The organism is Sphingomonas sp. BLCC-B65 (genome assembly GCF_028550675.1).
Classification (GTDB): domain Bacteria; phylum Actinomycetota; class Actinomycetes; order Actinomycetales; family Microbacteriaceae; genus Microbacterium.
The window spans coordinates 218,042-241,538 of sequence record NZ_JAQQGL010000001.1; the positions used below are offsets into that span (position 1 = coordinate 218,042).

Annotated in this window: 21 protein-coding genes; 12 read left to right on the forward strand and 9 right to left on the reverse strand. The window is 67.9% G+C overall.

All coding sequences use genetic code 11. From position 1 onward, the window contains the following. Positions 1-23 precede the first annotated feature (23 nt). Complete coding sequence (locus PP359_RS01085) at positions 24-260, reverse strand: hypothetical protein (RefSeq protein WP_378794846.1); 237 nt, start codon at positions 258-260, stop codon at positions 24-26. 38 nt (positions 261-298) lie between these two features. On the opposite strand from PP359_RS01085, the gene PP359_RS01090 reads away from it, so the two are divergent. The 11 genes from PP359_RS01090 to PP359_RS01140 all read left to right on the forward strand — a co-directional run bounded on the left by PP359_RS01090 (position 299) and on the right by PP359_RS01140 (position 12,262). Beyond that, entirely contained in the window at positions 299-736 is a 438-nt protein-coding gene (locus PP359_RS01090; protein ID WP_036287931.1) for a MarR family winged helix-turn-helix transcriptional regulator, read from the forward strand. Between the two features lie 61 nt (positions 737-797). Further along, positions 798-3,710, forward strand: a complete 2,913-nt coding sequence (gene uvrA, locus PP359_RS01095; RefSeq protein ID WP_112931634.1) for an excinuclease ABC subunit UvrA — start codon at positions 798-800, stop codon at positions 3,708-3,710. A gap of 2 nt (positions 3,711-3,712) precedes the next feature. Further along, positions 3,713-5,632 carry an excinuclease ABC subunit UvrC gene (gene uvrC, locus PP359_RS01100; RefSeq protein WP_499249730.1) on the forward strand — a complete coding sequence of 640 codons (1,920 nt, stop codon included), beginning with the start codon at positions 3,713-3,715 and terminating at the stop codon, positions 5,630-5,632. 44 nt (positions 5,633-5,676) lie between these two features. Next, complete coding sequence (gene rapZ / locus PP359_RS01105) at positions 5,677-6,552, forward strand: RNase adapter RapZ (protein ID WP_036321514.1); 876 nt, start codon at positions 5,677-5,679, stop codon at positions 6,550-6,552. Between the two features lie 40 nt (positions 6,553-6,592). Then, complete coding sequence (gene whiA, locus PP359_RS01110) at positions 6,593-7,570, forward strand: DNA-binding protein WhiA (RefSeq protein WP_036287924.1); 978 nt, start codon at positions 6,593-6,595, stop codon at positions 7,568-7,570. A 130-nt stretch (positions 7,571-7,700) separates the two neighbouring features. Beyond that, positions 7,701-8,330 (forward strand): superoxide dismutase, encoded by a 630-nt coding sequence (locus PP359_RS01115; protein WP_499249731.1) that lies wholly within the window; start codon positions 7,701-7,703, stop codon positions 8,328-8,330. A 138-nt stretch (positions 8,331-8,468) separates the two neighbouring features. After that, positions 8,469-9,479 (forward strand): type I glyceraldehyde-3-phosphate dehydrogenase, encoded by a 1,011-nt coding sequence (gap, locus tag PP359_RS01120; protein WP_036321523.1) that lies wholly within the window; start codon positions 8,469-8,471, stop codon positions 9,477-9,479. Between the two features lie 9 nt (positions 9,480-9,488). Next, positions 9,489-10,706 carry a phosphoglycerate kinase gene (locus PP359_RS01125; protein ID WP_112931632.1) on the forward strand — a complete coding sequence of 406 codons (1,218 nt, stop codon included), beginning with the start codon at positions 9,489-9,491 and terminating at the stop codon, positions 10,704-10,706. Next, positions 10,706-11,488, forward strand: a complete 783-nt coding sequence (gene tpiA / locus PP359_RS01130) for a triose-phosphate isomerase (RefSeq protein WP_347417102.1) — start codon at positions 10,706-10,708, stop codon at positions 11,486-11,488. Before PP359_RS01125 ends, tpiA begins: the two co-directional genes overlap by 1 nt. 169 nt (positions 11,489-11,657) lie before the next feature. Continuing rightward, positions 11,658-11,906 (forward strand): preprotein translocase subunit SecG, encoded by a 249-nt coding sequence (gene secG / locus PP359_RS01135; RefSeq protein WP_036283588.1) that lies wholly within the window; start codon positions 11,658-11,660, stop codon positions 11,904-11,906. Continuing rightward, the gene (locus PP359_RS01140; protein WP_036287901.1) at positions 11,906-12,262 is read left to right on the forward strand and encodes an RNA polymerase-binding protein RbpA; all 357 of its coding nucleotides are present in this window, start codon (positions 11,906-11,908) and stop codon (positions 12,260-12,262) included. The genes secG and PP359_RS01140 overlap by 1 nt, the downstream gene beginning before the upstream one ends. An 88-nt stretch (positions 12,263-12,350) precedes the next feature. On the opposite strand, the gene pgl is transcribed toward PP359_RS01140, so the two are convergent. The 6 genes from pgl to tkt are packed head-to-tail and all read right to left on the reverse strand — an operon-like array spanning position 12,351 to position 20,485. Next, positions 12,351-13,130 carry a 6-phosphogluconolactonase gene (gene pgl, locus PP359_RS01145; RefSeq protein WP_061681588.1) on the reverse strand — a complete coding sequence of 260 codons (780 nt, stop codon included), beginning with the start codon at positions 13,128-13,130 and terminating at the stop codon, positions 12,351-12,353. An 8-nt stretch (positions 13,131-13,138) separates the two neighbouring features. Then, positions 13,139-14,080: a glucose-6-phosphate dehydrogenase assembly protein OpcA gene (locus PP359_RS01150; protein WP_039416105.1), complete on the reverse strand. Its 942-nt coding sequence runs from the start codon at positions 14,078-14,080 to the stop codon at positions 13,139-13,141. Next, the gene (zwf, locus tag PP359_RS01155; RefSeq protein ID WP_036287896.1) at positions 14,077-15,627 is read right to left on the reverse strand and encodes a glucose-6-phosphate dehydrogenase; all 1,551 of its coding nucleotides are present in this window, start codon (positions 15,625-15,627) and stop codon (positions 14,077-14,079) included. The genes PP359_RS01150 and zwf overlap by 4 nt, the downstream gene beginning before the upstream one ends. A 24-nt stretch (positions 15,628-15,651) precedes the next feature. Then, positions 15,652-17,271: a hypothetical protein gene (locus PP359_RS01160; protein ID WP_499249732.1), complete on the reverse strand. Its 1,620-nt coding sequence runs from the start codon at positions 17,269-17,271 to the stop codon at positions 15,652-15,654. Continuing rightward, positions 17,268-18,410 (reverse strand): transaldolase, encoded by a 1,143-nt coding sequence (gene tal, locus PP359_RS01165; protein ID WP_112931628.1) that lies wholly within the window; start codon positions 18,408-18,410, stop codon positions 17,268-17,270. The genes PP359_RS01160 and tal overlap by 4 nt, the downstream gene beginning before the upstream one ends. Further along, on the reverse strand, positions 18,407-20,485 hold the full coding sequence (gene tkt, locus PP359_RS01170; protein WP_499249733.1) for a transketolase: 2,079 nt from the start codon (positions 20,483-20,485) through the stop codon (positions 18,407-18,409). The genes tal and tkt overlap by 4 nt, the downstream gene beginning before the upstream one ends. 265 nt (positions 20,486-20,750) lie before the next feature. Here tkt and PP359_RS01175 point away from each other — a divergent pair, with 265 nt between their 5' ends. After that, on the forward strand, positions 20,751-21,677 hold the full coding sequence (locus PP359_RS01175) for a heme o synthase (RefSeq protein WP_061681572.1): 927 nt from the start codon (positions 20,751-20,753) through the stop codon (positions 21,675-21,677). Between the two features lie 61 nt (positions 21,678-21,738). Here PP359_RS01175 and PP359_RS01180 read toward each other — a convergent pair whose 3' ends face one another. Next, entirely contained in the window at positions 21,739-22,152 is a 414-nt protein-coding gene (locus PP359_RS01180; RefSeq protein ID WP_499249734.1) for a hypothetical protein, read from the reverse strand. Between the two features lie 84 nt (positions 22,153-22,236). Next, on the reverse strand, positions 22,237-23,232 hold the full coding sequence (locus PP359_RS01185) for a COX15/CtaA family protein (protein WP_499249735.1): 996 nt from the start codon (positions 23,230-23,232) through the stop codon (positions 22,237-22,239). Positions 23,233-23,497: the final 265 nt, after the last annotated feature.

Consider the following 23,497-nt stretch of genomic DNA (forward strand, 5'->3'; position numbering starts at 1 on the left):
CCGCGCCTGACGGGCGGTCCTGATCAGGGGCAGTGCATGAGCGGCTTCGGGCCGCTGCGGTCGAACGTGTGCTGGGACATCGCGTGGCCGCAGAGCGGGCAGGCCCGTTCGGCGCGCGCCGGCTCGGGCTCGCTCTCGTACGGCCCGACCGACGCGGGACCGGCCAGGCGGATGAGCCGCGTGTTGAGGTACGTGTACCACCCGCCGGCGTCGCGCACCCGTTGACGCAGCGGCGGCCGCTCGGCATCGTTTCGTGTCATGAACATTAGTGTACTAACGAAATGAGTACAGTAGAGGCATGGATGCGCGCGACGATCTGCTGAAGCTCGAGAACCAGCTGTGCTTCGCTCTCGTGACGGCCGCACGCAACGTCGTCTCCATCTATCGTCCTGTCCTCGATCCCCTCGGCCTGACGCACCCGCAGTACCTCGTGATGCTCGCCCTCTGGGAGCACTCGCCGCGCTCGCTGGGTGAGCTCGCGGAGGAGCTTGCGATGGAACCGGCCACCCTGTCGCCGCTCGTCAAGCGCCTCGAGGCGCAGGGGCGGGTCAGTCGCACGCGCCGCACTGACGACGAGCGGGTGCTGGATATCGCGCTCACCGCCGACGGCACGTCTCTGCGGGCCCGGGCTCTCGACGTGCCGGCGCAGATCATGGCGAGAGTCGGGATGGATGCCGACCAACTTGCGGCACTGCGCGACGGTCTCGCCCCCTTCGCCGGCCGTCGGCCGGACTGAGGAGGCTACGCCCAGAGCGCACCTCGGATCCGGTGTCGGAGGCCACACCTAGACTTGTCCGGTGCCCATCGTCCCTGTTGCCTCGTCGAAACTCAGCGTGCGCGGAGCCCGCGTCCACAACCTCAAGAACGTGGATCTTGACATCCCGCGCGACTCCCTCGTCGTCTTCACCGGCCTCTCCGGTTCGGGCAAGTCCAGCCTCGCTTTCGACACGATCTTCGCCGAAGGTCAGCGTCGTTACGTGGAGTCGCTGAGCGCGTACGCGCGGCAGTTCCTCGGTCAGGTCGACCGCCCGGACGTCGACTTCATCGAGGGATTGAGTCCCGCCGTCTCGATCGATCAGAAGTCGACGAACCGCAACCCGCGTTCGACGGTCGGCACGATCACCGAGATCCACGACTACATGCGTCTGCTGTGGGCGCGTATCGGTGTTCCGCACTGTCCCGAGTGCGGCGCCCAGATCCAGCGGCAGACCGTGCAGCAGATCGCCGATCAGCTCATGGAACTGCCCGAGCGCACGCGCTATCAGATCGTGGCCCCGGTCGTGACGCAGAAGAAGGGCGAGTTCGTCGACCTCTTCAAGGAGCTGTCGGCCAAGGGATACGCCCGCGCGGTCGTGGACGGCGACCTGATTCAGCTCGCGGAGCCCCCGACGCTCAAGAAGAGCTACAAGCATGACATCGCGGTCGTGGTCGACCGGCTCGTGGCAAGTGGCGACATCCTCGGCCGCGTCACCGATTCGGTCGAGACCGCGCTCGGCCTCGCCGACGGCATCGTGCAGATCAACTTCGTCGACGAAGAAGGCGACGACGCGTGGGTGAGTTTCAGCGAGAAGCTCGCCTGTCCGAACGGGCATCCGCTGCAGCTGACCGAAATCGAGCCGCGTACCTTCTCGTTCAACGCTCCCTTCGGCGCGTGCCCCACCTGTTCCGGTCTGGGCACGCGGATGTCGGTCGATGTCGAGCTGATGCTGGGCGATGAAGAGCTGTCGATCAACGACGGCGTCATCATCCCATGGACGACACAGGGCAAGGGGCTGTACCAGTATTACGAGCGCCTCCTGGTGGGCCTGGCCGATGACCTCGACTTCTCGCTCGACACACCGTGGCGAGACCTGTCCACCGACGTCCAGGATGCGATCCTTCGCGGCGAGAACTACAAGGTCACGGTGAAGTGGCGCAACCGCTACGGCCGGGAGATGCGCTACTCGTCCGGGTTCGAGGGAGTGGTGCCCTACATCGAGCGTCAGTACACCCAGGCCGAGACCGACGCGCAGCGCCAGCGATGGGCGGAATACCTTCGTGAGGTCCCGTGTCCCGTGTGTCACGGCGACCGTCTGAAGCCAGAGGTGCTGGCCGTCCTGGTGCACGACCATTCGATCGCCGATGCGTCGCGCATGAGTCTGGCCGATGCGCAGCAGTACTTCGCGCAGCTCGAGCTGACCGACCGCGAAGCCAAGATCGCCGCTGCCGTCCTCAGGGAGATCCGCGCGCGCTTGGACTTCCTCGTGCAGGTCGGACTCAACTATCTGAGCCTCGGACGCTCCGCGGGCTCGCTCTCCGGCGGGGAGGCCCAGCGCATCCGGCTCGCGACGCAGATCGGCTCCGGGCTGACGGGCGTGCTGTACGTGCTCGACGAACCCTCCATCGGGCTGCACCAACGAGACAACCGCCGGCTGATCGAGACCCTCGTCCGGCTGAAGGATCTGGGCAACACCCTCATCGTCGTCGAGCACGACGAGGAGACCGTGCAGGCGTCGGACTGGATCGTCGACATCGGGCCCCGCGCGGGTGTCGACGGAGGCGAGGTCGTGCATTCGGGTCCGCTGTCGTCGCTGCTCGAGGAAGAGCGCTCGTTGACGGGCGCCTACCTCAGCGGGCGGCGGTCGATCGAGGCACCCAAGAAGCGGCGCAAGATCGACAAGAAGCGCATGCTGACCGTCGTCGGCGCCCGCGAGAACAACCTGCAGAACGTCACCGCCGAATTCCCCCTCGGGGTGCTCACCGCCGTGACGGGCGTCAGCGGCTCGGGCAAGTCGACTCTGGTCAACGGCATCCTCTACGAAGTCCTCGCGACCAAGCTCAACGGAGCGCGCCGCGTGGCGGGCAAGCACACCCGGATCACCGGACTCGACAACCTCGACAAGGTCGTGCACGTCGATCAGGCCCCGATCGGGCGGACGCCGCGATCCAACCCCGCGACCTACACGGGCGTGTTCGATCGCATCCGCACCCTGTTCAGCGAGACGCCCGAGGCGAAGGTGCGCGGCTATCAGCCGGGTCGGTTCAGCTTCAACGTCAAGGGCGGCCGTTGCGAGGCCTGCTCGGGCGACGGCACGATCAAGATCGAGATGAACTTCCTGCCCGACGTCTACGTCGACTGCGAGGTCTGTCACGGCAAGCGCTACAACCGTGACACGCTCGCCGTGCACTACAAGGGCAAGAACATCGCCGAGGTGCTGGAGATGCCGATCTCCGAGGCGGCCGACTTCTTCGAGCCGATCCAAGCGATCCACCGCTTCCTGAAGACCCTCGTCGACGTCGGGCTCGGGTATGTCCGACTCGGACAGTCGGCGACGACGCTCTCCGGCGGCGAGGCTCAGCGCGTCAAGCTCGCGACCGAGCTGCAGCGCCGCTCGAATGGGCGCAGCATCTACGTGCTCGACGAGCCCACGACCGGGCTGCACTTCGAAGACGTGTCTCTGCTGCTGAAAGTGCTGGGCGGCCTCGTCGACAAGGGGAACACGGTCGTTGTCATCGAGCACAATCTCGACGTGATCAAGTCGGCCGACTGGATCATCGACCTGGGGCCCGAGGGTGGTTCGGGCGGCGGCCGCATCGTCGCGACGGGGACGCCCGAGCAGGTGGCGCGCGTCGAAGAGAGCCACACCGGCGCCTTCCTGGCCGAGATCCTCGCGGCAGGGCCGTCTGACGCGACAGCGACGGCGCGGGGGCCGGTGCGGAAGGCCGGCTGACGATGGCCGACGCGCTTCCTTACAAGCCGAAGCCGGGGGAGATCCCCACGCAGCCCGGGGTCTACCGCTTCCGCGACGCGGACGGCCGCGTCCTCTACGTCGGCAAGGCCAAGAATCTGCGCGCCCGGTTGTCCAACTACTTCGCGCCGCTGCACACCCTGCACGAGCGCACCCGCCGGATGGTGCTCACGGCGGCATCCGTGGAGTGGACGGTGGTCGGCAGCGATGTCGAGTCGCTGCAGCTGGAGTACATGTGGATCCAAGAGTTCTCGCCGCCGTTCAACGTGCGCTATAAGGACGACAAGTCCTACCCCTACATGGCGATCACCTTGGCCGACGAGGCGCCGCGCGTCATCGTGACCCGCAATCGGCGCATTCCCGGAGCGCGCTATTTCGGCCCGTACCCGAAGGTGTGGGCGGTGCACGACACGATCGACCTGATGATCAAGGTCTTCCCCATCCGCACCTGCTCCGACGCGTCGTACAAGAAGGCCATGGCGACCGGACGGCCGTGCTTTCCGGGACAGATCGGTCGATGCGGCGGACCGTGTTCGATGAAGGTCACGATCGAGGAGCACCGCGCCATCGTCGACGACTTCGTCGCTTTCATGGCGGGCGGAGACCACCGCTTCGCGCGTGACCTCACCGCGCGCATGCGCGAGGCGGCGGCGGCGATGGACTACGAATCGGCCGCGGTCTACCGCGACAGGCTGCAGGCGATCGATGCGGTGCTCAGTCGCAGTTCTCTGGTGCTGGCCGAGGACACGGATGCCGATCTGTTCGGCATCGCGGAGGACGAACTCTCGGCGGCGGTGCAGCATTTCGTCGTCCGGGGCGGTCGCGTACGCGGTGTCCGTGCGACGACCATCGACAAGGAGCTCGACATCTCCTCCGCCGACTTGGTGGATCAGGTGCTCCAGCGCACGTACGGTGACGCTGAGTCCTCCGACATCCCTCGCCAGGTCCTGGTGCCGCGCCTGCCGGATGATGCCGCGGAGCTGGAGCAGTGGCTGCAGGAGCGGCGCGGCAAGCGCGTGAGCCTGCAGGTCGCCCAACGCGGGCGCAAGGCCGACCTGATGCGCACCGCCACCGTCAACGCGCAGCAGGCGCTCTTGCTGCACAAGACGCGCCGCACGTCCGACTACACGTCGCGCACGAAAGCTCTCACCGACCTGCAACTCGCCCTCGGCATGGACGAGGCGCCGCTGCGGATCGAATGCTACGACGTGTCGCATCTGTCGGGAACCAACGTCGTGGCCTCCATGGTGGTCTTCGAAGACGGGCTGCCGCGCAAGGATCAGTACCGCTCCTTCAGCATCGCGGAGACGACCGACGACACCGACTCGCTCTATCAGGTGCTGACGCGTCGCCTGGCCCACGTCGACCGCGACGAGGCCGCTGCCGCCGCTGCGGAAACGGCGGTGGCGGCGGTCGATCCCGCCGATGGCGAGTCGCCGGTGGTCACCGAGCGCAAACGACCGCGGTTCGCATACCGTCCGCAGCTGCTGGTCGTCGACGGCGGTGCGCCACAGGTCGCGGCTGCCGCACGCGCCCTCGAGGATGCCGGGCACGCCGAGATCGCACTGTGCGGCATCGCCAAGCGCTTGGAGGAGATCTGGCTGCCGGGGGAGGACTTCCCGGTGATCCTTCCCCGCACCTCCGAGGCGCTCTACCTGATCCAGCGCCTGCGCGACGAAGCGCACCGCTTCGCGATCACCCATCAACGAAAGCGCCGCAAGCGCGACATCTCCACCGTGCTGGGTGAGGTCCCGGGTCTCGGTGATGCACGGATCAAGGCCCTGCTACGACACTTCGGCTCCGTCGCCGCGCTCAGCAATGCGTCCGCGGACGAGATGACGGCGCTGCCCGGAATCGGCCCCAAACTGGCGGCCGCGATCGAGCAGCGCCTCGCACATCGCTAGGCTGTGGTCATCCGCACCGGCTTCCGAACACCCAGGGAGAGCACGTGACCGACGAGCAGCGCGCCGGCGAGGTGCTCATCGTCACGGGGATGTCGGGAGCGGGGCGCACCACGGCGGCCAACGCCCTCGAGGACCTGGGGTGGTACGTCGTCGACAATCTGCCGCCGCAGATGCTCGGGCATCTCCTCGAACTCACCGAGATGGCCGGGGGAGCGCTTCCCAAGCTCGCCGCAGTCGTCGATGTCCGCGGCCGCGATCTCTTTCAGGCGCTGCCGGCGGTCACCAATGCGCTGCGGGCGGGACGCCAGCTGCGCGTGCTGTTCCTCGACGCCGGAGACGATGTGCTCGTGCGACGGTTCGAGTCTGTGCGGCGGCCGCATCCGTTGCAGGGCGAGGGCACGATCCTCGATGGCATCCTGCGCGAGCGCGATCGCCTCCGGGTGATCCGCGAGAGCGCCGACGTCATCATCGACACGAGTGAGATGAACATCCATCAGCTCGCCTCGCGCGTCGTCGACCTCTTCAGCGACGCGGGAGAGGCGCGCCACACCCTCACGGTGATGAGCTTCGGCTTCAAATACGGTCTGCCGACCGACGTCGATCTCGTCGCCGACATGCGTTTTCTGCCGAACCCGTATTGGATCCCCGAGTTGAAGGGACACACGGGTGAAGAAGAACCCGTGCGCGACTTCGTCCTGGCTCAAGAGGGCGCGCGCGAGTTCATCGACGCGTACGCCCAGGCTCTGCACCCCGTGCTGGCGGGCTATCAGCGTGAGAACAAGCGTCATTCCGTGCTGGCGGTCGGCTGCACCGGGGGCAAGCACCGTTCGGTGGTCACCGCGCGGGAACTCGCCGACCGGCTGGCAGAGATCCCCGGTGTCGCCGTTCGTGTGAAGCATCGCGACCTCGGTCGCGAGTAGGCTATCCCTTTGTCCCGCACCCCCCGAACGAAGGATCGCTGTGTCGCCAACCGTTGACGTGAAGTCAGAGCTGGCCGCGGTGCGCGACCCTCGTCCCACGGCGCGGGTGGCCGAACTCACCGCCATCCTCCGCTTCTCCGGTGGATTGCACTCGATCGCCGGGCGCGTCGCCGTCGAGGCCGAACTGGAGACCGACCCGCTTGCGCGTCGTGTCGCCCGCGACATCATGGAGATCTACGGGGTGCGCCCGGAGCTGCACCGCGTCCAGGCGTCCGGCGGACGCGCCGGCGGCCACTTCGCCGTCCGCGTCATCGAAGGCGGCGAGACGCTCGCGCGTCAGACCGGTCTGCTCGATGCGCGTCGCCGTCCGGTGCGTGGGCTCCCCAACAAGCTCACCACCGGCGCCCGCCACGATCTCGCCGCGGTCTGGCGCGGTGCGTTCCTTGCGAGCGGTACGCTGTCCGACCCCGGTCGGTCGGCGGCGCTGGAGATCTCCTGCCCGTCCGGCGAGGCGGCCATGGCGCTCGTGGGCGCCGGCCATCGGATCGGCATCGCCGCCAAGGCCCGCGAGGTGCGCGGGGTGCCCCGGGTCGTCGTTCGCGATGGCGAGGCCATCCGCGTCGCCCTCGCCGAGATGGGTGCGGTGCGCACGGCTCAGGCCTGGGAGGAGATGCGGCAGCGTCGTGAGGTGCGCGCCGGCGTCAACCGCCTCGTCAACTTCGACGACGCCAACCTGCGTCGCTCGGCCCAGGCGGCCGTCGCGGCATGCGCGCGCGTCGAACGCGCCCTGGAGATCCTCGGCGAGGAGGTTCCCGATCACCTGCGCGAAGCCGGCGAACTGCGCCTCTCGCACCGCGACGCCAGCCTCGACGAGCTCGGCCACCACGCCGATCCGCCGTTGACCAAGGATGCCGTCGCCGGCCGCATCCGACGGCTGCTCGCCATGGCCGACAAGAAGGCCGTCGCCGACGGCATCCCCGGCACCGACGCGGCGGTACCGGAGGGTCTCGAGGACTGAGGTCGTCGGAGGCCGTTACATCTCGTTCTCAGAGGGAACAACCCCCTCGCCCTCGCGTTGCACCTCAATAGGATGGCAATGTCCCATCGCCGCAGCGCAGTTGCGGCGCCGACGACAGGAAGAAGAGAACATGGCGATCTACACGCTGCCCGACCTCCCCTACGACTTCGCAGCTCTTGAGCCGCACATCAGCGGCAAGATCATGGAGCTTCATCACGACAAGCACCACCAGGCTTACGTGACCGGCGCGAACACCGCGCTCGAGCAGCTCGCCGAGGCCCGCGAGAGCGGCAACCTCGCCAATGTCAACAAGCTCGAGAAGGACCTCGCCTTCAACCTCGGCGGGCACGTCAACCACTCGATCTTCTGGACCAACCTCGCGCCGGCCACCGACGGCGGCGGCGGACAGCCCGAGGGCGAGCTGAAGGCGGCCATCGACGAGTTCTTCGGCGGCTTCGACAAGTTCCAGGCGCACTTCACGGCTGCCGCGACCGGCATCCAGGGCTCGGGCTGGGCCGTGCTGAGCTGGGACCCGATCGGCGAGCAGCTCATCATCCAGCAGCTGTTCGACCAGCAGGCGAACACCGCTCAGGGCACCGTTCCGATCTTCCAGCTCGACATGTGGGAGCACGCGTTCTACCTCGACTACCTCAACGTCAAGGCGGACTACGTGAAGGCGGTCTGGAACATCGCCAACTGGGGCAACGTCGCCGAGCGCTTTTCGACGGCGCGCGAGAAGACGGCCGGACTGCTCAAGTAGTAGTCTCAAGACCAGGTGAGGATGCCGGGTCCCTCCCGGCGACGGGCGGTGACCCGGCATCCTTTTTCCTTCACACACCAAGTTCGCGAGTGGCGCGGTGAAACGCCGTCGCCGTCGCGACATGAACCGGGAGACAACGTGTCTGTCAAGATCGGAATCAACGGCTTCGGCCGTATCGGCCGCAACTTCCTCCGTGCCGCGCTCGAGCAGGGAGCTGACCTCGACATCGTGGCGGTGAACGACCTCACCGACAACAAGACCCTCGCCCACCTGCTGAAGTACGACTCCGTCGGCGGCCGCCTCGACGCCGAGGTCTCGTACGACGCCGACTCCATCACCGTCAACGGCAAGTCCATCAAGGTCTTCGAAGAGCGCGACCCGGCCAACCTCCCGTGGGGCGAGCTCGGTGTCGACATCGTCATCGAGTCGACCGGTCGCTTCACCAAGGCCGCCGACGCGAAGAAGCACATCGAAGGCGGTGCCAAGAAGGTCATCATCTCCGCTCCCGGCACCGACGTCGACGGCACCTTCGTCATGGGCGTCAACGACGGCGAGTACGACTCGGCGACGATGAACATCATCTCCAACGCCTCCTGCACCACGAACTGCCTCGCCCCCCTCGCCAAGGTCTTCAACGACAACTTCGGCATCGAGCGCGGCTTCATGATGACGGCGCACGCCTACACGGCCGACCAGAACCTGCAGGACGGCCCGCACAGCGACCTGCACCGCGCCCGCGCCGCGGCGATCAACATCGTCCCGGCCTCCACCGGTGCGGCCAAGGCGATCGGTCTCGTGCTGCCCGAGCTCAACGGCAAGCTGAGCGGTTCGTCGTACCGCGTGCCCGTTCCCACCGGCTCGATCGTCGACCTCACGATCATCACCCCGACCGAGGGCCTCACGGCCGAGGTCATCAACGCGGCGTACAAGAAGGCTGCGGCGGAAGGTGAGCTCGTCGGCTACCTCAAGTACAACGAGGACGCCATCGTCTCCAGCGACATCCAGCTCGACCCCCACTCGTCGGTCTTCGACGCGGGTCAGACGAATGTCTCCGGCAACCTCGTGAAGGTCTCGTCCTGGTACGACAACGAGTGGGGCTACTCGAACCGCCTCGTCGACCTCACCGAGCTCGTCGCCGACAAGCTCTGAGGTTTCACCATGGCTTTGCGCACCCTTGCATCCCTCGGGTCGCTGGCCGGTAAGCGTGTCATCGTCCGTGTTGACTTCAACGTCCCTCTGAAGGACGGCGTCATCACGGACGATGGCCGTATCCGGGCGGCTCTTCCGACCCTCAACGAGCTCATCAACCAGGGCGCGCGCGTCATCGCGTGCTCCCACCTCGGACGCCCGGACGGCGCGCCCGATCCGAAGTACAGCCTCGAGCCGGTCGCTCAGCGCCTCTCCGAGCTGCTCGGCAAGCCCGTCGTCTTCGCCCGCGACACGGTGGGGGAGTCCGCGCAGGAGGCCGTCGCGGCCCTCGAGGACGGCGATGTGACCGTCATCGAGAACCTGCGCTTCAACGCCGGTGAGACCGCGAAGGACGACGCCGAGCGTCGCGCTTTCGCGGAGCAGCTGGCCGACCTCGGCGATGTGCTCGTCTCCGATGGCTTCGGCGTCGTGCACCGCAAGCAGGCGTCGGTCTACGACCTCGCCGAGCTTCTGCCGTCGGCCGCGGGTTATCTGATCGAGAAGGAGGTCGACGTCCTCGATCGCCTCACGGAGAACCCCGAGCGTCCCTACGCCGTCGTCCTCGGCGGGTCGAAGGTGAGCGACAAGCTGGGTGTCATCGCCCATCTGCTGCCTCGCGCGGACAAGATCCTCGTCGGCGGCGGCATGCTCTTCACCTTCCTGGCCGCTCAGGGCCACTCGGTGGGCAAGAGCCTCCTCGAGACCGACCAGATCGAGACCGTCAAGGGCTACATCGCGGATGCCGCGGCGCGCGGGGTCGAGCTGATCCTCCCCGTCGACGCGGTCATGGCATCCGGCTTCGCCGCCGACGCCGATCACGTCGTCGCCGCCGCCGACGCGCTGGAGGACACTCCCTTCGGCGCCGACGGCATGGGTCTGGACATCGGTCCGCGTACGGCGGAGATCTTCGCCGACGCGATCCGCGGCGCGAAGACGGTGTTCTGGAACGGCCCGATGGGTGTGTTCGAGATGCCGGCCTTCGCGGCCGGGACGAAGACGGTCGCGCAGGCGCTCACCGAGGTCGACGGTCTGTCGGTCGTCGGTGGCGGTGACTCGGCGGCAGCCGTTCGTCAGCTCGGTTTCGCGGACGACCAGTTCGGTCACATCTCGACCGGTGGTGGCGCGAGCCTGGAGTTCCTGGAGGGCAAGAAGCTCCCCGGGCTGGAGATCCTGGGATGGGAGGCCTGATGTCGCGCACACCGCTCATCGCCGGCAACTGGAAGATGAACCTCGACCACCTGCAGGCGGTCGCCTTCGTGCAGAAGCTGCACTGGACGCTCAAGGATGCCGGGCACGACGAGGGCTCGGTCGAGGTGGCCGTCTTCCCGCCGTTCACCGATCTGCGCACAGTCCAGACGCTGCTGGACGCCGACAAGATCCCCTTCGCACTCGGGGCGCAGGACCTGTCGACGCACGACAGCGGCGCGTACACCGGCGAGGTCTCGGGAGCCTTCCTGAGCAAGCTGGCCTGCCGCTACGTGATCATCGGTCACTCCGAGCGTCGTGACTACCACCACGAGTCCGACGCGATCGTCGCCGACAAGGTCCAGGCCGCGCTGCGGCACGGCCTGGTCCCGGTGATCTGCGTCGGTGAGACGCTGGAGCAGCGCGAACAGTCGGGGCCCACGGCGGTGTCGGTCGCTCAGCTCCAGGCGGCTCTCGCCGGAGTCGCAGCCGACGCGGACATCGTGGTCGCTTACGAGCCCGTCTGGGCCATCGGCACCGGTCAGGTGGCCTCTCCCGAGCAGGCTCAGGAGGTGTGCACGGCCCTGCGCGAGGTGCTCGCCGAGACTCTCGGTGCGGACGCCGCGGCGCGTACCCGTGTGCTCTACGGCGGTTCGGTGAAGTCGGGCAACATCGCCAGCTTCATGCGTGAGCCCGATGTCGACGGCGCGCTCGTCGGCGGCGCGAGCCTGGTGGCCGACGAGTTCGCCGCCATCATCCGCTACCAGAAGCACGTCGGCGTCTGACACGCTGCGGTTCCGCGCGCGTCGGCCTGCGGTTGACTCGCTTCGCTCGCTCAACGACCGGGATCCAAGGCCCGGTCGTTGAGCAGCACCGCGGGTGCGAGCCGAAACGTCGGTATACTCGACCTTTGTGCGCTCGATGACGCGGGCGCCGCGAAAGGCATTTTCGACTGTGGATATCCTCGAGTTCGTACTGCAGGTGGTGCTGGGCATCACCAGCCTCCTGCTGACCCTCCTGATCCTCCTGCACAAGGGGCGCGGTGGCGGTCTGTCCGACATGTTCGGCGGCGGCATGAGTTCAGCGCTCGGATCGTCGGGTCTCGCGGAACGCAACCTCAACCGTTTCACGGTCGTCCTCGCACTCGTCTGGTTCGTCGCGATCGTCGCGCTCGGACTCATCACCAAATTCCAGGGGCTCTGATGGCAACCGGCGGAAACGCGATTCGTGGCACCCGAGTGGGTGCCGGACCCATGGGCGAGCAGGATCACGGCCATCACGCCGACCGCATCGCCGTGTCGTACTGGGATGCGCTGGGCAACGAGACCGTCCGCTACTTCGCCGCGGGTATCGCGGAGGAGGAGATCCCCGACGTCATCGATTCGCCGCACTCGGGTCTGCCGGCGGGACGCGACAAGGACAATCCCCCTGCGCTCGCGAAGACGGAACCCTACAAGACACACCTGGCTTACGTGAAGGAGCGCCGCACCGACGAAGAGGCCGACGCCCTCCTCGACGATGCACTGCAGCAGCTGCGCGAACGCCGCGGCCAAGCCTGAGTTCCTCCGGCCTCACGGCCGACGAAGAAGCCCTCGTGCGACGAACGATCGTTGCGTACGAGGGCTTCTGGCGTGATAGCGGCGTCGATCAGAAGTCTTGGTCGATGAGCTCCGCCGGCACGTTCGCCGCGGCGGCCTCGTCGACGAAGAACATCGTCTTCTTGCGGCCCTTTGCGCCTGCGGCCGGCACCGTCTCATAGCTGGCGCCGGCCAGGGCCAGGCCGAGGGCGGCGGCCTTGTCGGTACCAGAGACGACGAGCCAGACGCAGCGCGCCGAGTTGATCACCGGGCGGGTCATCGTGACGCGCACGGGGGGCGGCTTCGGGGCGTCACGAACGGCGACCACCGTACGGTCCGTCAGCTGGATCTCGACCCGATCGGGGAAGAGCGACGCGACGTGTCCATCGGAGCCGACGCCGAGGAAGCAGACGTAGAACTCCGGCCACGCCTGCTCCGGCGTGCCGAAGCGCGACAGCTCGTCGGCGTACGCGGCCGCGGCGGCATCCGGATCGGCGGCGACGTCACTGGCCGCGATCGCGTGGATGTTGCTCGCCGGCAGCGCGACCCGGTCCAAGAGCGCGGCGCGGGCGGCGCTGTCGTGGCGATCGACGTCGTCCGGCGTCGTGAACACCTCGTCGCCCCACCAGATGTGCACGAGCGACCAGTCGATGTCGGCACGCCGAGGGCTGTCGCCGGCGGCGCGTAGCACCGCAGTGCCGATCTGGCCGCCCGCCAGAGCGATGTGGGTCGTCTTGCCTGCGGCCGATCGACGGGCGAGACGGGACAGCAGGCGTTCGGCGACCGCCGCCGCCAGCGTCGGCGCGTCAGGGCTGATCACGACGCGCTTCTCGGTCCACATCTGCGCCATCGGAACTCCTAGGACTCGCTCGTGGTCGCCGGGCCGAGAAGCTCCCAGCCCTCCGTGATCACTCGACCATACAGGAGGTCCGGATCGAGCCTGCGCAGTTCTTCCGCGAGGCATTCGCGCAGTGTCCGGCGGGGGAGGACGATGTCGTGCGACGGCTGTCCGGGCTGCGTGAGCGTGGCGTCGATGTCGTTCGTCCGCTCGAGCACGATGTCGCCGCTCGCACGCGTCAGCCGCACCTTCTGGATGCCGTGCTCCCATTCCTCCGGGGGCGAGTAGCGCCAGGTGACCGGCACGTCGAGCTTGAGTCGCAGCCATGCGGCGAGCAGACCGGTCGAGGGCGAGCTGCCGGCTCCGACCACCTCGACGCCCGTCACCGGCTCGTAGGGCGGCTGGTCGAGCACCGCCGCCAACTGCTCCCGCCAGTGCGTCAGGCGTGTCCACGCGAGGTCGGTGTCGCCGGGCTCGTACGACGGCCCGAGACGCGAGAGGCGATCCTTGGCGTAGGGCTTCGTCGACGCGTCGGTGATGCGGCGCTGCGCCATGCGGCCGATGTCGGATGCCGCGGGCTCGGTGGGAGGGAAGTCGGGCCACCACGCGATGACGGGGGCGTCCGGCAGCAGGAGCCCGGTCACGAGGCCCTCCTGATTGGTTGCGACGTCGCCCTGCGCGCGCAGCACCACGACCTCGCTGGCGCCGGCGTCGCCTCCGACGCGGATCTGCGCGTCGAGCTTGGCATCGCCTTCGGGATTCGCGATGAGCACGATGACGCGCATCGGGTGCTCACGAGAGGCGTCGTTGGCAGCCTCGATCGCTTCCTCGTGCAGGCCGTGGGTCGTGACGATCACCAGGGTCAGCACACGACCGAGGGCTACGGCGCCGCCCTCTTCGCGCACGCTCACGAGCGAACGCGCGATCTTCGACACCGTGGTGTCGGGCAGGTCGACGATCATGGACGCCTCCAGACGCGGCCGTCGCGGGCCAGAAGTTCATCGGCCGAGGGAGGACCCCACGAGCCGGGGGAGTATTGTTCGAGCGGTCCGCCCTGGGCGCTCCAGTACTCCTCTACGGGGTCGAGGATCTTCCACGAGAGCTCGACCTCCTCGTGACGGGGAAACAGCGGCGGGTCGCCCAGCAGCACGTCGAGGATGAGGCGTTCGTAAGCTTCGGGGCTCGACTCGGTGAACGCGTGGCCGTAGCCGAAGTCCATCGTGACGTCGCGCACCTCGTTGCCCGCACCGGGCACCTTCGAGCCGAATCGGATCGTCACACCTTCGTCGGGCTGCACGCGGATCACGAGCGCGTTCTGTCCGAGCTCGAGCGTCTGGTTGCGCTGGAACAGCAGCTGCGGTGCGCGCTTGAACACGACGGCGATCTCCGTCACCCGTCGTCCCAAGCGTTTGCCGGTGCGCAGGTAGAAGGGCACGCCCGCCCAGCGTCGCGTCGCGATCTCGAGCTTCACGGCCGCGTACGTCTCGGTCGTCGACTCCGGGTTCATGCCGTCTTCTTCGAGGAAGCCCGTGACCTTCTCGCCGCCCTGCCAGCCGCCGCCGTACTGGCCGCGCGCCGTGGCCGTGGACAGGTCATCGGGCAGGCGAACCGCCGCCAGGACCTTCTCCTTCTCGGCCCGCAGGTCCTTCGCGTCCATCGAGATGGGCTCCTCCATCGCGGTCAGTGCGAGCAGCTGGAGAAGGTGGTTCTGGATCACGTCGCGTGCCGCGCCGATTCCGTCGTAGTAGCCCGCGCGTCCGCCGACACCGATGTCCTCGGCCATCGTGATCTGCACGTGATCGACGTAATTGGCGTTCCACAGCGGCTCGTACAGCTCGTTCGCGAAGCGCAGTGCGAGGATGTTCTGCACCGTCTCCTTGCCGAGGTAGTGGTCGATGCGGAAGATCGAGTCGGCCGGGAAGGCGACCTCGAGTGTGGCGTTGAGTTCGCGAGCCGTCTGCAGGTCGCTGCCGAACGGCTTCTCGATGACCACCCGACGCCACGCATCCGGGTTGTTCGACTTGTCGTCGACCAGTCCGGACGCCTTCAGCTGCTTGGCCACGATCGGGAAATCGCGCGGCGGGATCGACAGGTAGAACGCGTGGTTTCCCATCGTTCCCCGTTCGACGTCGAGCTTCTCCACCGTCTCGCGCAGACGGCGGAACGCGTCGTCATCGCCGAACTCGCCCGACACGAAGCGGATGCCCTGCAGCAGCTGCTTCCACGTCTCCTCGCGGAACGGCGTGCGCGCGTACTGACGAACGGCATCGTGGACGACGTTCGCGAAGTCCTGATCCTCCCAGTCGCGACGCGCGAAGCCCACGAGGGCGAAACCGGGAGGCAGAAGTCCCCGGTTGGCGAGGTCGTACACGGCCGGCATCAGCTTCTTGCGCGACAGATCGCCTGTCACGCCGAAGATCACCAGCGCGCTGGGACCGGCGATGCGGTTGAGGCGGCGGTCATCGGGATCGCGCAACGGATTGTGGTCGCGCGAAATCTCGGCAGTCATCGAGAAAGACTCCTCCTGGTCGCGCTACTGCGCGGCCTCGAACAGGGAAAGCACCTCGACCTGAGGGTCGGTCAGGGTGAGGGTGACCACGGGTCGTCCGTGCGCGACGAGCACATCCGCGTCGCCGGCCGCCTGAGCGGTGATCAACTGACGGAACGTGAACGGGCGACCGGGTATTTCCAGATCGACCTCTCCGGCTCCGATGATCTGCAAGAACACTCCGCTGGCCGGTCCGCCCTTGTGGAACTGCCCTGTCGAGTGCAGGAAGCGGGGACCCCAGCCGAACGTCGTCGGACGCCCCGTGTCGGCGGCGATGAGTTCGCGGATGCCGGAAAGCTGAGGCACCGAGGTGCGATCGGCGTAGGCCTGCACGGCGACGTAGCCGTCGGGACCGAGACGAGCCCACAGGGCGTCCAGCACCCCGGCGAGTGTGCCGGACGCGGCCAGCTCGGGATCGGACACGCGCACCTCGACGCCGTTCGCTGTGAAGGCGGGGTCGCTGAGGGCGGGGCGAGAATCGAGCAGCGCGCGAGCGGCGGCCTTGGCGGACTCGACGTCGGGCTGGTCGAACGGATTGATGCCCAGCATGCGTCCCGCGATGGCCGTCGCGTACTCCCAGACGACGAACTGAGCGCCCAGCGAACCGCTGACGAGTACTTCGTCGGGGTGCTGCTCGATGAGCCGGAAATGCACCGCGTCGTCCACCAGGCGTACGAGCTGCATGTCCGCCGGAGTCCGGTCGACCTCCGGGGACAGCGGCAGCAGCACCACGGGAAGGATGCCGGTGCCGTGCTTGCCCGTCGACTCCGCCACGAGCTGCTCGATCCAGTCGGGCAGGCCAACGATGTGCGTGCCGTCGCTGATCAGGCCCAGCTTGTCGCGCCGCGGGTCGCCACCGGCGATGGCCGCGGCGAGCGTGAGTGCGGGGTTGCGGGGGTCGTCGATGGCGACCTCCAGAAGCGTCGCCTCCGCCTCGTCCAGGAGCTCAGCGATGTCCACGCCCGCGAGCCCAGAGGGCACCAGCCCGAAGGCCGTGAGCGCCGAATAGCGTCCCCCCACGTTCGGGTCGGCGGTGAACACGCGGTAGCCGGCCTCGCGGGCGGACTGCTCGAGCGGGGATCCCGGGTCGGTGACCACGACGATGCGCTCGGACGGATCGATGCCGAGATCCGACCAGGCGGCCGCGAAGGCGCGCTGCGCAGAATCGGTCTCGATGGTCGAGCCCGACTTCGATGCGACGACGAGAACCGTCTGCGCGAGGCTGCCGGACTCGGCATCCCCGTCGATCGCGGCCAGGACCTGCGCCGGGTCGGTCGAGTCGAGGATCACCAGCGGTACACCTGCCGTGCGTGTGATGACCTCCGGCGCGAGGGATGAGCCTCCCATCCCCGCGAGCACGACGCGGGTGAGACCCCGTGCGACGAGATCTGCGCGCAACGCGAGGATCTCGTCGACGAGGGGCCGTGACACGCTGACCGCGTCCGCCCATCCGAGGCGGACGGCCGCCTCGGATGCCGCCTCGGGTCCCCACAGGTCGGGGTCGCCGGCGGTGATACCGCTGGCGACCAGGCTGTCGACCAGACCAGGAACGGTCTGGTCGACGACCTGCTTGACGTGACCCGAGACGTGGATCTCGAAACTCACCGGCTGGTCTCCGGGGCCTTCGCCAGCGCCTCGGCGACGGTCTTCTTCAGGTCCTGCCACGATGCGATGAACTTCGCGACACCCTCGTCCTCGAGCGTCTGGGTGACATCGGTGATGTCGACGCCGAGTTCCGCGAGCTGAGAGAAGACCAGGTGTGCGTCATCGTAGGCACCGGTGACGGTGTCGCCGGTGATGACACCGTGGTCGAAGGTGGCTTCGAGCGTCTTCTCCGGCATCGTGTTGACGGTGCCGGGCGCGACGAGCTCGGTGACGTAGAGCGTGTCGGGCAGCGCAGGGTCCTTCACGCCGGTCGATGCCCACAGCGGACGCTGCACGTTCGCACCGGCGGAGATGAGCTCCTGAGCGCGCGGGGTCGCGAACCGCTGCTCGAAGAGTTCGTACGCCAGACGCGCGTTCGCCAGCCCCGCACGGCTCTTGAGCGCCTCGGCATCCTCGTTCTGGAAAGCCGACAGACGCTTGTCGACCTCGGTGTCCACGCGCGAGACGAAGAACGAGGCGACGGAGTGGATGCCGGACAGGTCGTGGCCGGCCGCCCGTGCCTGCTCGAGGCCTGCCAGGTAGGCGTCGATGACCTCGGCGTAGCGCTCGAGCGAGAAGATCAGCGTCACGTTGACCGAGATCCCCGCACCGATGACCGCGGTGATCGCGGGGAGCCCGGCCTTGGTCGCGGGGATCTTGATGAGGGTGTTGGGGCGATCGACCTTGGCCCACAGCTTCTCGGCCTCGGCGATGGTCGCGTCGGTGTCGTGGGCGAGGTCGGGGGAGACCTCGATCGACACGCGGCCGTCGACGCCGCCCGTGGCGTCGAACACACCGCGGAAGATGTCTGCGGCGTCGCGCACGTCGGTGGTCGTGAGCTCGAAGATCGCGGAGTCGACGTCGGCGCCGCTCTCGGCCAGGGCGGCCAGGGGGGCGTCGTACGAGTCGTCGTTCTGGTTGCCGATCGCAGCCTGGAAGATCGACGGGTTCGTCGTGACGCCCGAGACGTTGCGCGACGAGATCAGGTCGGCGAGGTTCCCCGAAGCGATGCGCGCGCGGGAGAGGTCGTCGAGCCAGATGCTGACGCCGGCGTCGACGAGCTGCTGGGTCGGGGTCGAGCCCGAAGTGGGGGTGCTCATGCGTTCTCCTTGACGGTTGCGCGGGCCGCTTCCACGACCGCATCGGTGGTGATACCGAACTTCTCGAACAGGGTCTTGTAATCGGCGGACGCGCCGAAGTGATCGATGCCGACCGTGCGGCCGCTGTCGCCCACGATCCCGCGCCAGAGCGGCGTCGAGCCGGCCTCCACCGACACGCGTGCCGTGACGGCCGCCGGCAGCACGCTCTCGCGGTAGGCGGCATCCTGCTCGGCGAACCACTCGAGCGACGGCGCCGACACGACGCGGGCCTTGATACCCTCGCCGGCGAGCGTCTCGCGCGCGGCGACCGCGAGCTGCACCTCGGAGCCGGTCGCGATGAGGATCACATCCGGCTCCCCGCCCTCGGCGTCGATGAGGACGTAGGCACCCTTGGCGACCCCGTCGGTGGTCGCGAAGCCCGCCTCGCCGCGGGGGAACACAGGGATGTTCTGACGCGTCAACGCGATGCCGACCGGGCCGCCGCTCGTGCGACGGACGATCTCCAGCCAGGCCGCGGATGTCTCGTTCGCATCCGCCGGGCGCACCACGGTGAAGTTCGGGATGAGGCGCAGCGTCGACAGCTGCTCGATCGGCTGATGCGTGGGTCCGTCCTCGCCGAGGGCGACCGAGTCGTGCGTCCACACGAAGATCGACGGGATGTCCATCAGAGCGGCCAGACGCACCGGCGGGCGCATGTAGTCGCTGAAGATGAGGAAGGTGCCGCCGAACGGACGCGTCGGACCGTGCAGCTTGATGCCGTTGACGATCGCACCCATCGCGTGCTCGCGGATGCCGAAGTGCAGCACACGACCGTAGGGGTCGCCCGACCACTCGTGGGTGGACCATTCCGCGGGGATGAACGACTTGGCGTCCTTGATCGTGGTGAGGTTGGACTCGGCGAGATCGGCAGAACCACCCCAGAGCTCGGGCAGCTGCGCGGCGAGCGCGTTGATGACCTGTCCGGATGCCGCACGCGTGGACACGTCCTTACCGGGCGTGAACTCCGGGACGGAGACATCGGCGGGCAGCTCGCCGGCCTCGAGGCGGTCGAGCAGGCTCTTGCGCTCGGGGTTCGCGGCCGCCCACGCATCGAAGTCGGCCTGCCAGGCCGCACGCGCCTCGGCGGCCCGGTCCTTCAGAGCGCGGGTGTGGGCGATGACGTCGTCGGCGACGACGAACGAGGCCTCCGGGTCGAAGTCGAGCACCTTCTTGGTCGCCGCGAGCTCCTCGGCGCCGAGGGCGGAGCCGTGGATCTTGCCGCTGTTCTGCTTGCCGGGCGAGGGCCAGCCGATGATCGTCTTGAGGATGATGAGCGACGGCTTGTCGGTCTCGCCCTTCGCGGCTTCGATGGCCGCGTACAGTTCGGCGACGTCCTCGACGTACTCGCCGGTCTTCTTCCAGTCGACCGTCTGCACCTGCCAGCCGTAGGCCTCGTAACGCGCCGCGACGTCTTCCGTGAAGGCGACGTTGGTGTCGTCCTCGATGGAGATCTGGTTCGAGTCGTAGATGGCGATGAGGTTTCCGAGGTTCTGGTGTCCGGCCAGGCTCGAGGCCTCACTCGTGACACCTTCCTGGAGGTCGCCGTCTCCCGCGATCACGTACACGAAGTGATCGAACGGGCTCGTGCCGGCGGCCGCCTCGGGGTCGAACAGGCCGCGCTCGTAGCGGGCCGCGTAGGCGAAGCCCACGGCCGAGGACAGGCCCTGACCGAGCGGGCCCGTGGTGATCTCGACGCCCTTCGTGTGCCCGTACTCGGGGTGTCCGGGGGTCAAGGAGCCCCACGTGCGGAGGGATTCCAGGTCGGACAGCTCGAGTCCGAAACCGCCGAGATAGAGCTGGACGTACTGGGTCAGCGACGAGTGTCCCGCGGAGAGGATGAAGCGGTCGCGGCCGATCCAGTGCGTGTCCGAGGGATCGTGGCGCAGGACGCGCTGGTAGAGCAGGTACGCGGCCGGCGCCAGGCTCATCGCCGTGCCGGGGTGTCCGTTGCCCACCTTCTCCACGGCATCCGCGGCCAGCACGCGAGCGGTGTCCACCGCGCGCCGATCGATCTCATCCCAAACCAGTTCCGACACGTGGTGCCCTTTCGAAAAGAGGGGAGTGCGTCCGACTCTCGAGCCGGCCGCGGCGGCGTCGAAGCGCTGCCTGCCGGCGCTCGGCGACGCCTGTGTTTTCAGCTTAGCGAAGTGCCGCGGGTCGCAGGCCGCATGTGTCGTCCGTGACAATTCGTCGGCGGATGCCGGCCGGTCGCAGGGCGTCCATGGCCCGGGCGATCACCCGATTGGTGGTGACCTAGACTGGACGAGGATCTGGAGTGAGCCGGGGAAGGGGTCAGCGGACATGGTGCAGTCGAGCGTGTCCGCGGTGAACGACGTCGCGGTCGCTCGTTCCCTCGGTCAGAAGGTCCGCGCCTACGTCGCCTTGACGAAGCCGCGCGTCTTGGAGCTGCTCCTGGTGACGACCGTTCCGGTCATGATCCTGGCGCAAGGGGGGATGCCGAGCCTCTGGCTCGTGCTGGCGACGGTGATCGGCGGCGCGATGAGCGCGGGATCGGCTGCCACCTTCAACATGTACCTCGATCGCGACATCGATGCGCATATGCGGCGCACCGAGAACCGGCCACTCGTGACGGGCGAGGTGACGCCGCGAGGCGCCCTGGTGTTCGCGTGGAGTCTGGCCGTGGGGTCCACGCTCTGGCTTCTGCTGACCACCAACTGGCTGGCCGCGGCACTGAGCGCCGTCGCCATCTTCTTCTATGTGGTCATCTACACGATGCTGCTGAAGCGCCGCACCGAACAGAACATCGTCTGGGGCGGGATCGCCGGGTGCTTCCCCGTGCTCATCGGGTGGTCTGCGGTCACGGGATCGCTGACCTGGGCTCCCTTCGTCCTCTTCCTCCTCGTCTTCCTCTGGACTCCGCCCCACTACTGGCCGCTCTCGATGAAGTACAAGGGTGACTACCGAGAAGCAGACGTGCCGATGCTGGGCGCCACCCGCAACGGTCGGCAGGTCGGGCTGCAGGTCATCCTCTACGCCTGGGCCACCGTGGCCTCTTCGCTCCTGCTCATCCCGGTCGCGGGTATGGGACTCGTGTACACGGCATCCGCCCTCGTTTTCGGCGGCTGGTTCATCGTCGAGTCCCATGTGCTCTACAACCGCGCCGTCCGCGGGGAGCAGAGTCGTCCGATGCGTGTCTTCCACGCGTCGATCACGTACCTCACGCTCCTGTTCGTCGCCATCGCGATCGACCCGCTGCTGCCGTTCTGATCGGACGACGAAGGCGCCGGTCCCCGCGGGGATCGGCGCCTTCGTGTCTTCGGGTGCGGGATCAGACGGTGGGACGCTCGGCGGACGCCTGAGCGGGCTCGTCGGTCTCCGACACAGGCGAGGTGACCGTCTCGGCCACCGGTGCGGCGTTCGTCGCCGGCTCGACGATCTCGACCACGTCGATCTCTTCGGCGACGACACTCGGCGTCGCGCCGCGCGCGAGCGAGCCCATGGTACCGAGGGTGAGCGCCAGAGCCAGACCGATGAGGCCGACGCCGATGAGGATCGCGCCGAGAACGGCCCAGATCTGACCGGCGTAGACCTCGACACCGGTGGCGGTGCCATCGGCGAGAGTGCTGGCCATGACGGTCAGCTTGTCGACGAGCAGGTAGACGCCGCCGCCGACGGCGACGAGCGAGCCGCCCACGAGCACCCAGAATGGGATGCTGCGGATCACACGGGCGGTGTTGGGCATGGGGAAGCTCCTTCTGTCACGTCGCCGCACGCGCGACGACACTTCGACTATCTGCGAACCACCAGAGGAGCAGTGATGCGTCGGCTATGAGATCGCTGTGGACCGGTCGCCGGCATCCAGCACGTCACGCGGCTGCTTCATGTGCAGGATCAGCGCGGTCATCGCCGCCACGAGCGTCACGGCGAGCATCATGTGGATGTTCACGAGCGCGATCGGAAGGCCCGTGCGCGCCTGCCACAGCCCGATCGCGATCTGCACGAGTTCCACGCACAGCAGCAGACCGGTCCATCTCCTCATGCCGGTCGCCGGGCTCAGCCGGTACGACCATCCGAACAGCACCAGTGTGAGCGCGAAGAGGGCGTATGCGGGCCAGCTGTGCACGTGCTGCCAGAAGATCGGATCCAGGCCGTTGCGGGCGGCGGCCGTGTCGCCGGCGTGCGGGCCGGAGCCGGTCAGCAGGATGCCGATGATCACGGTGACCAGCACGACGACACTCGTCACGTGCGCCACGACGGCATACCCGCGCGGCACGACGAGGACGCGCGCGCCGGGTCGGGCGTAGACGCGGGCGACGTAGGCGGCGGCGATCGCGACCAGCGCCGCCGACAGCAGGTAGTGCAGCCCGACGATGCTGGGGTGCAGGTGCAGCCACACCGTGATGCCGCCGATGACGGCCTGGAGGATGATGCCGATGCCGATGGCCAGGACGAGGCGGGGCAGCTCCGGGCGTGTGCGCCACAATCGCACGACGGACAGGAAGGCGAGCAGTGCGACGATCACGAGAACCCCCGTGAGGGTGCGGTTGCCGAACTCGATGAGCCCGTGGATGCCGAGTTCCTGCGTCGGGACGAGCGAATCCGGGGTGCAGTACGGCCACGTCTCGCAGCCCATCCCCGAACCGGTCAGACGCACGAGACCACCGGTGCCGACGATCACGATGTTGCTGATCAGCACGAGCCACGCGAGCACGCGCGTCGGCCGTCCGACACGCGCGGGAAGTCGCGTCAGCAGTCCGCGCCCGACCGGGGCGTCGGACGCCGCGGCGTCGGTCTCGGGGCTGGAGGTCTGCGGTGCGGACATGGTGGGGTCGCCTCCCGGATGCGCGCCCGGACGGGCGCCGGCCACGCCCGCGTCGGGGTGTTGCCTATAGACTGAAGGGGTGGGAACAGCGGCGCGCGAAGCGCGTCACGCCCCCTACAGTCTAGGCGCGCGTGGTGCGCGCCCCGACGAAGACCCCGTCGGAGAAAACGACACGAAAACGGCCCTGGAAGCGGCATCCGACCTTCGCCCACGACACTCCGATCGTGAGACAGGCGCAGGCGCAGGAATGCCGGAGCGGATGACA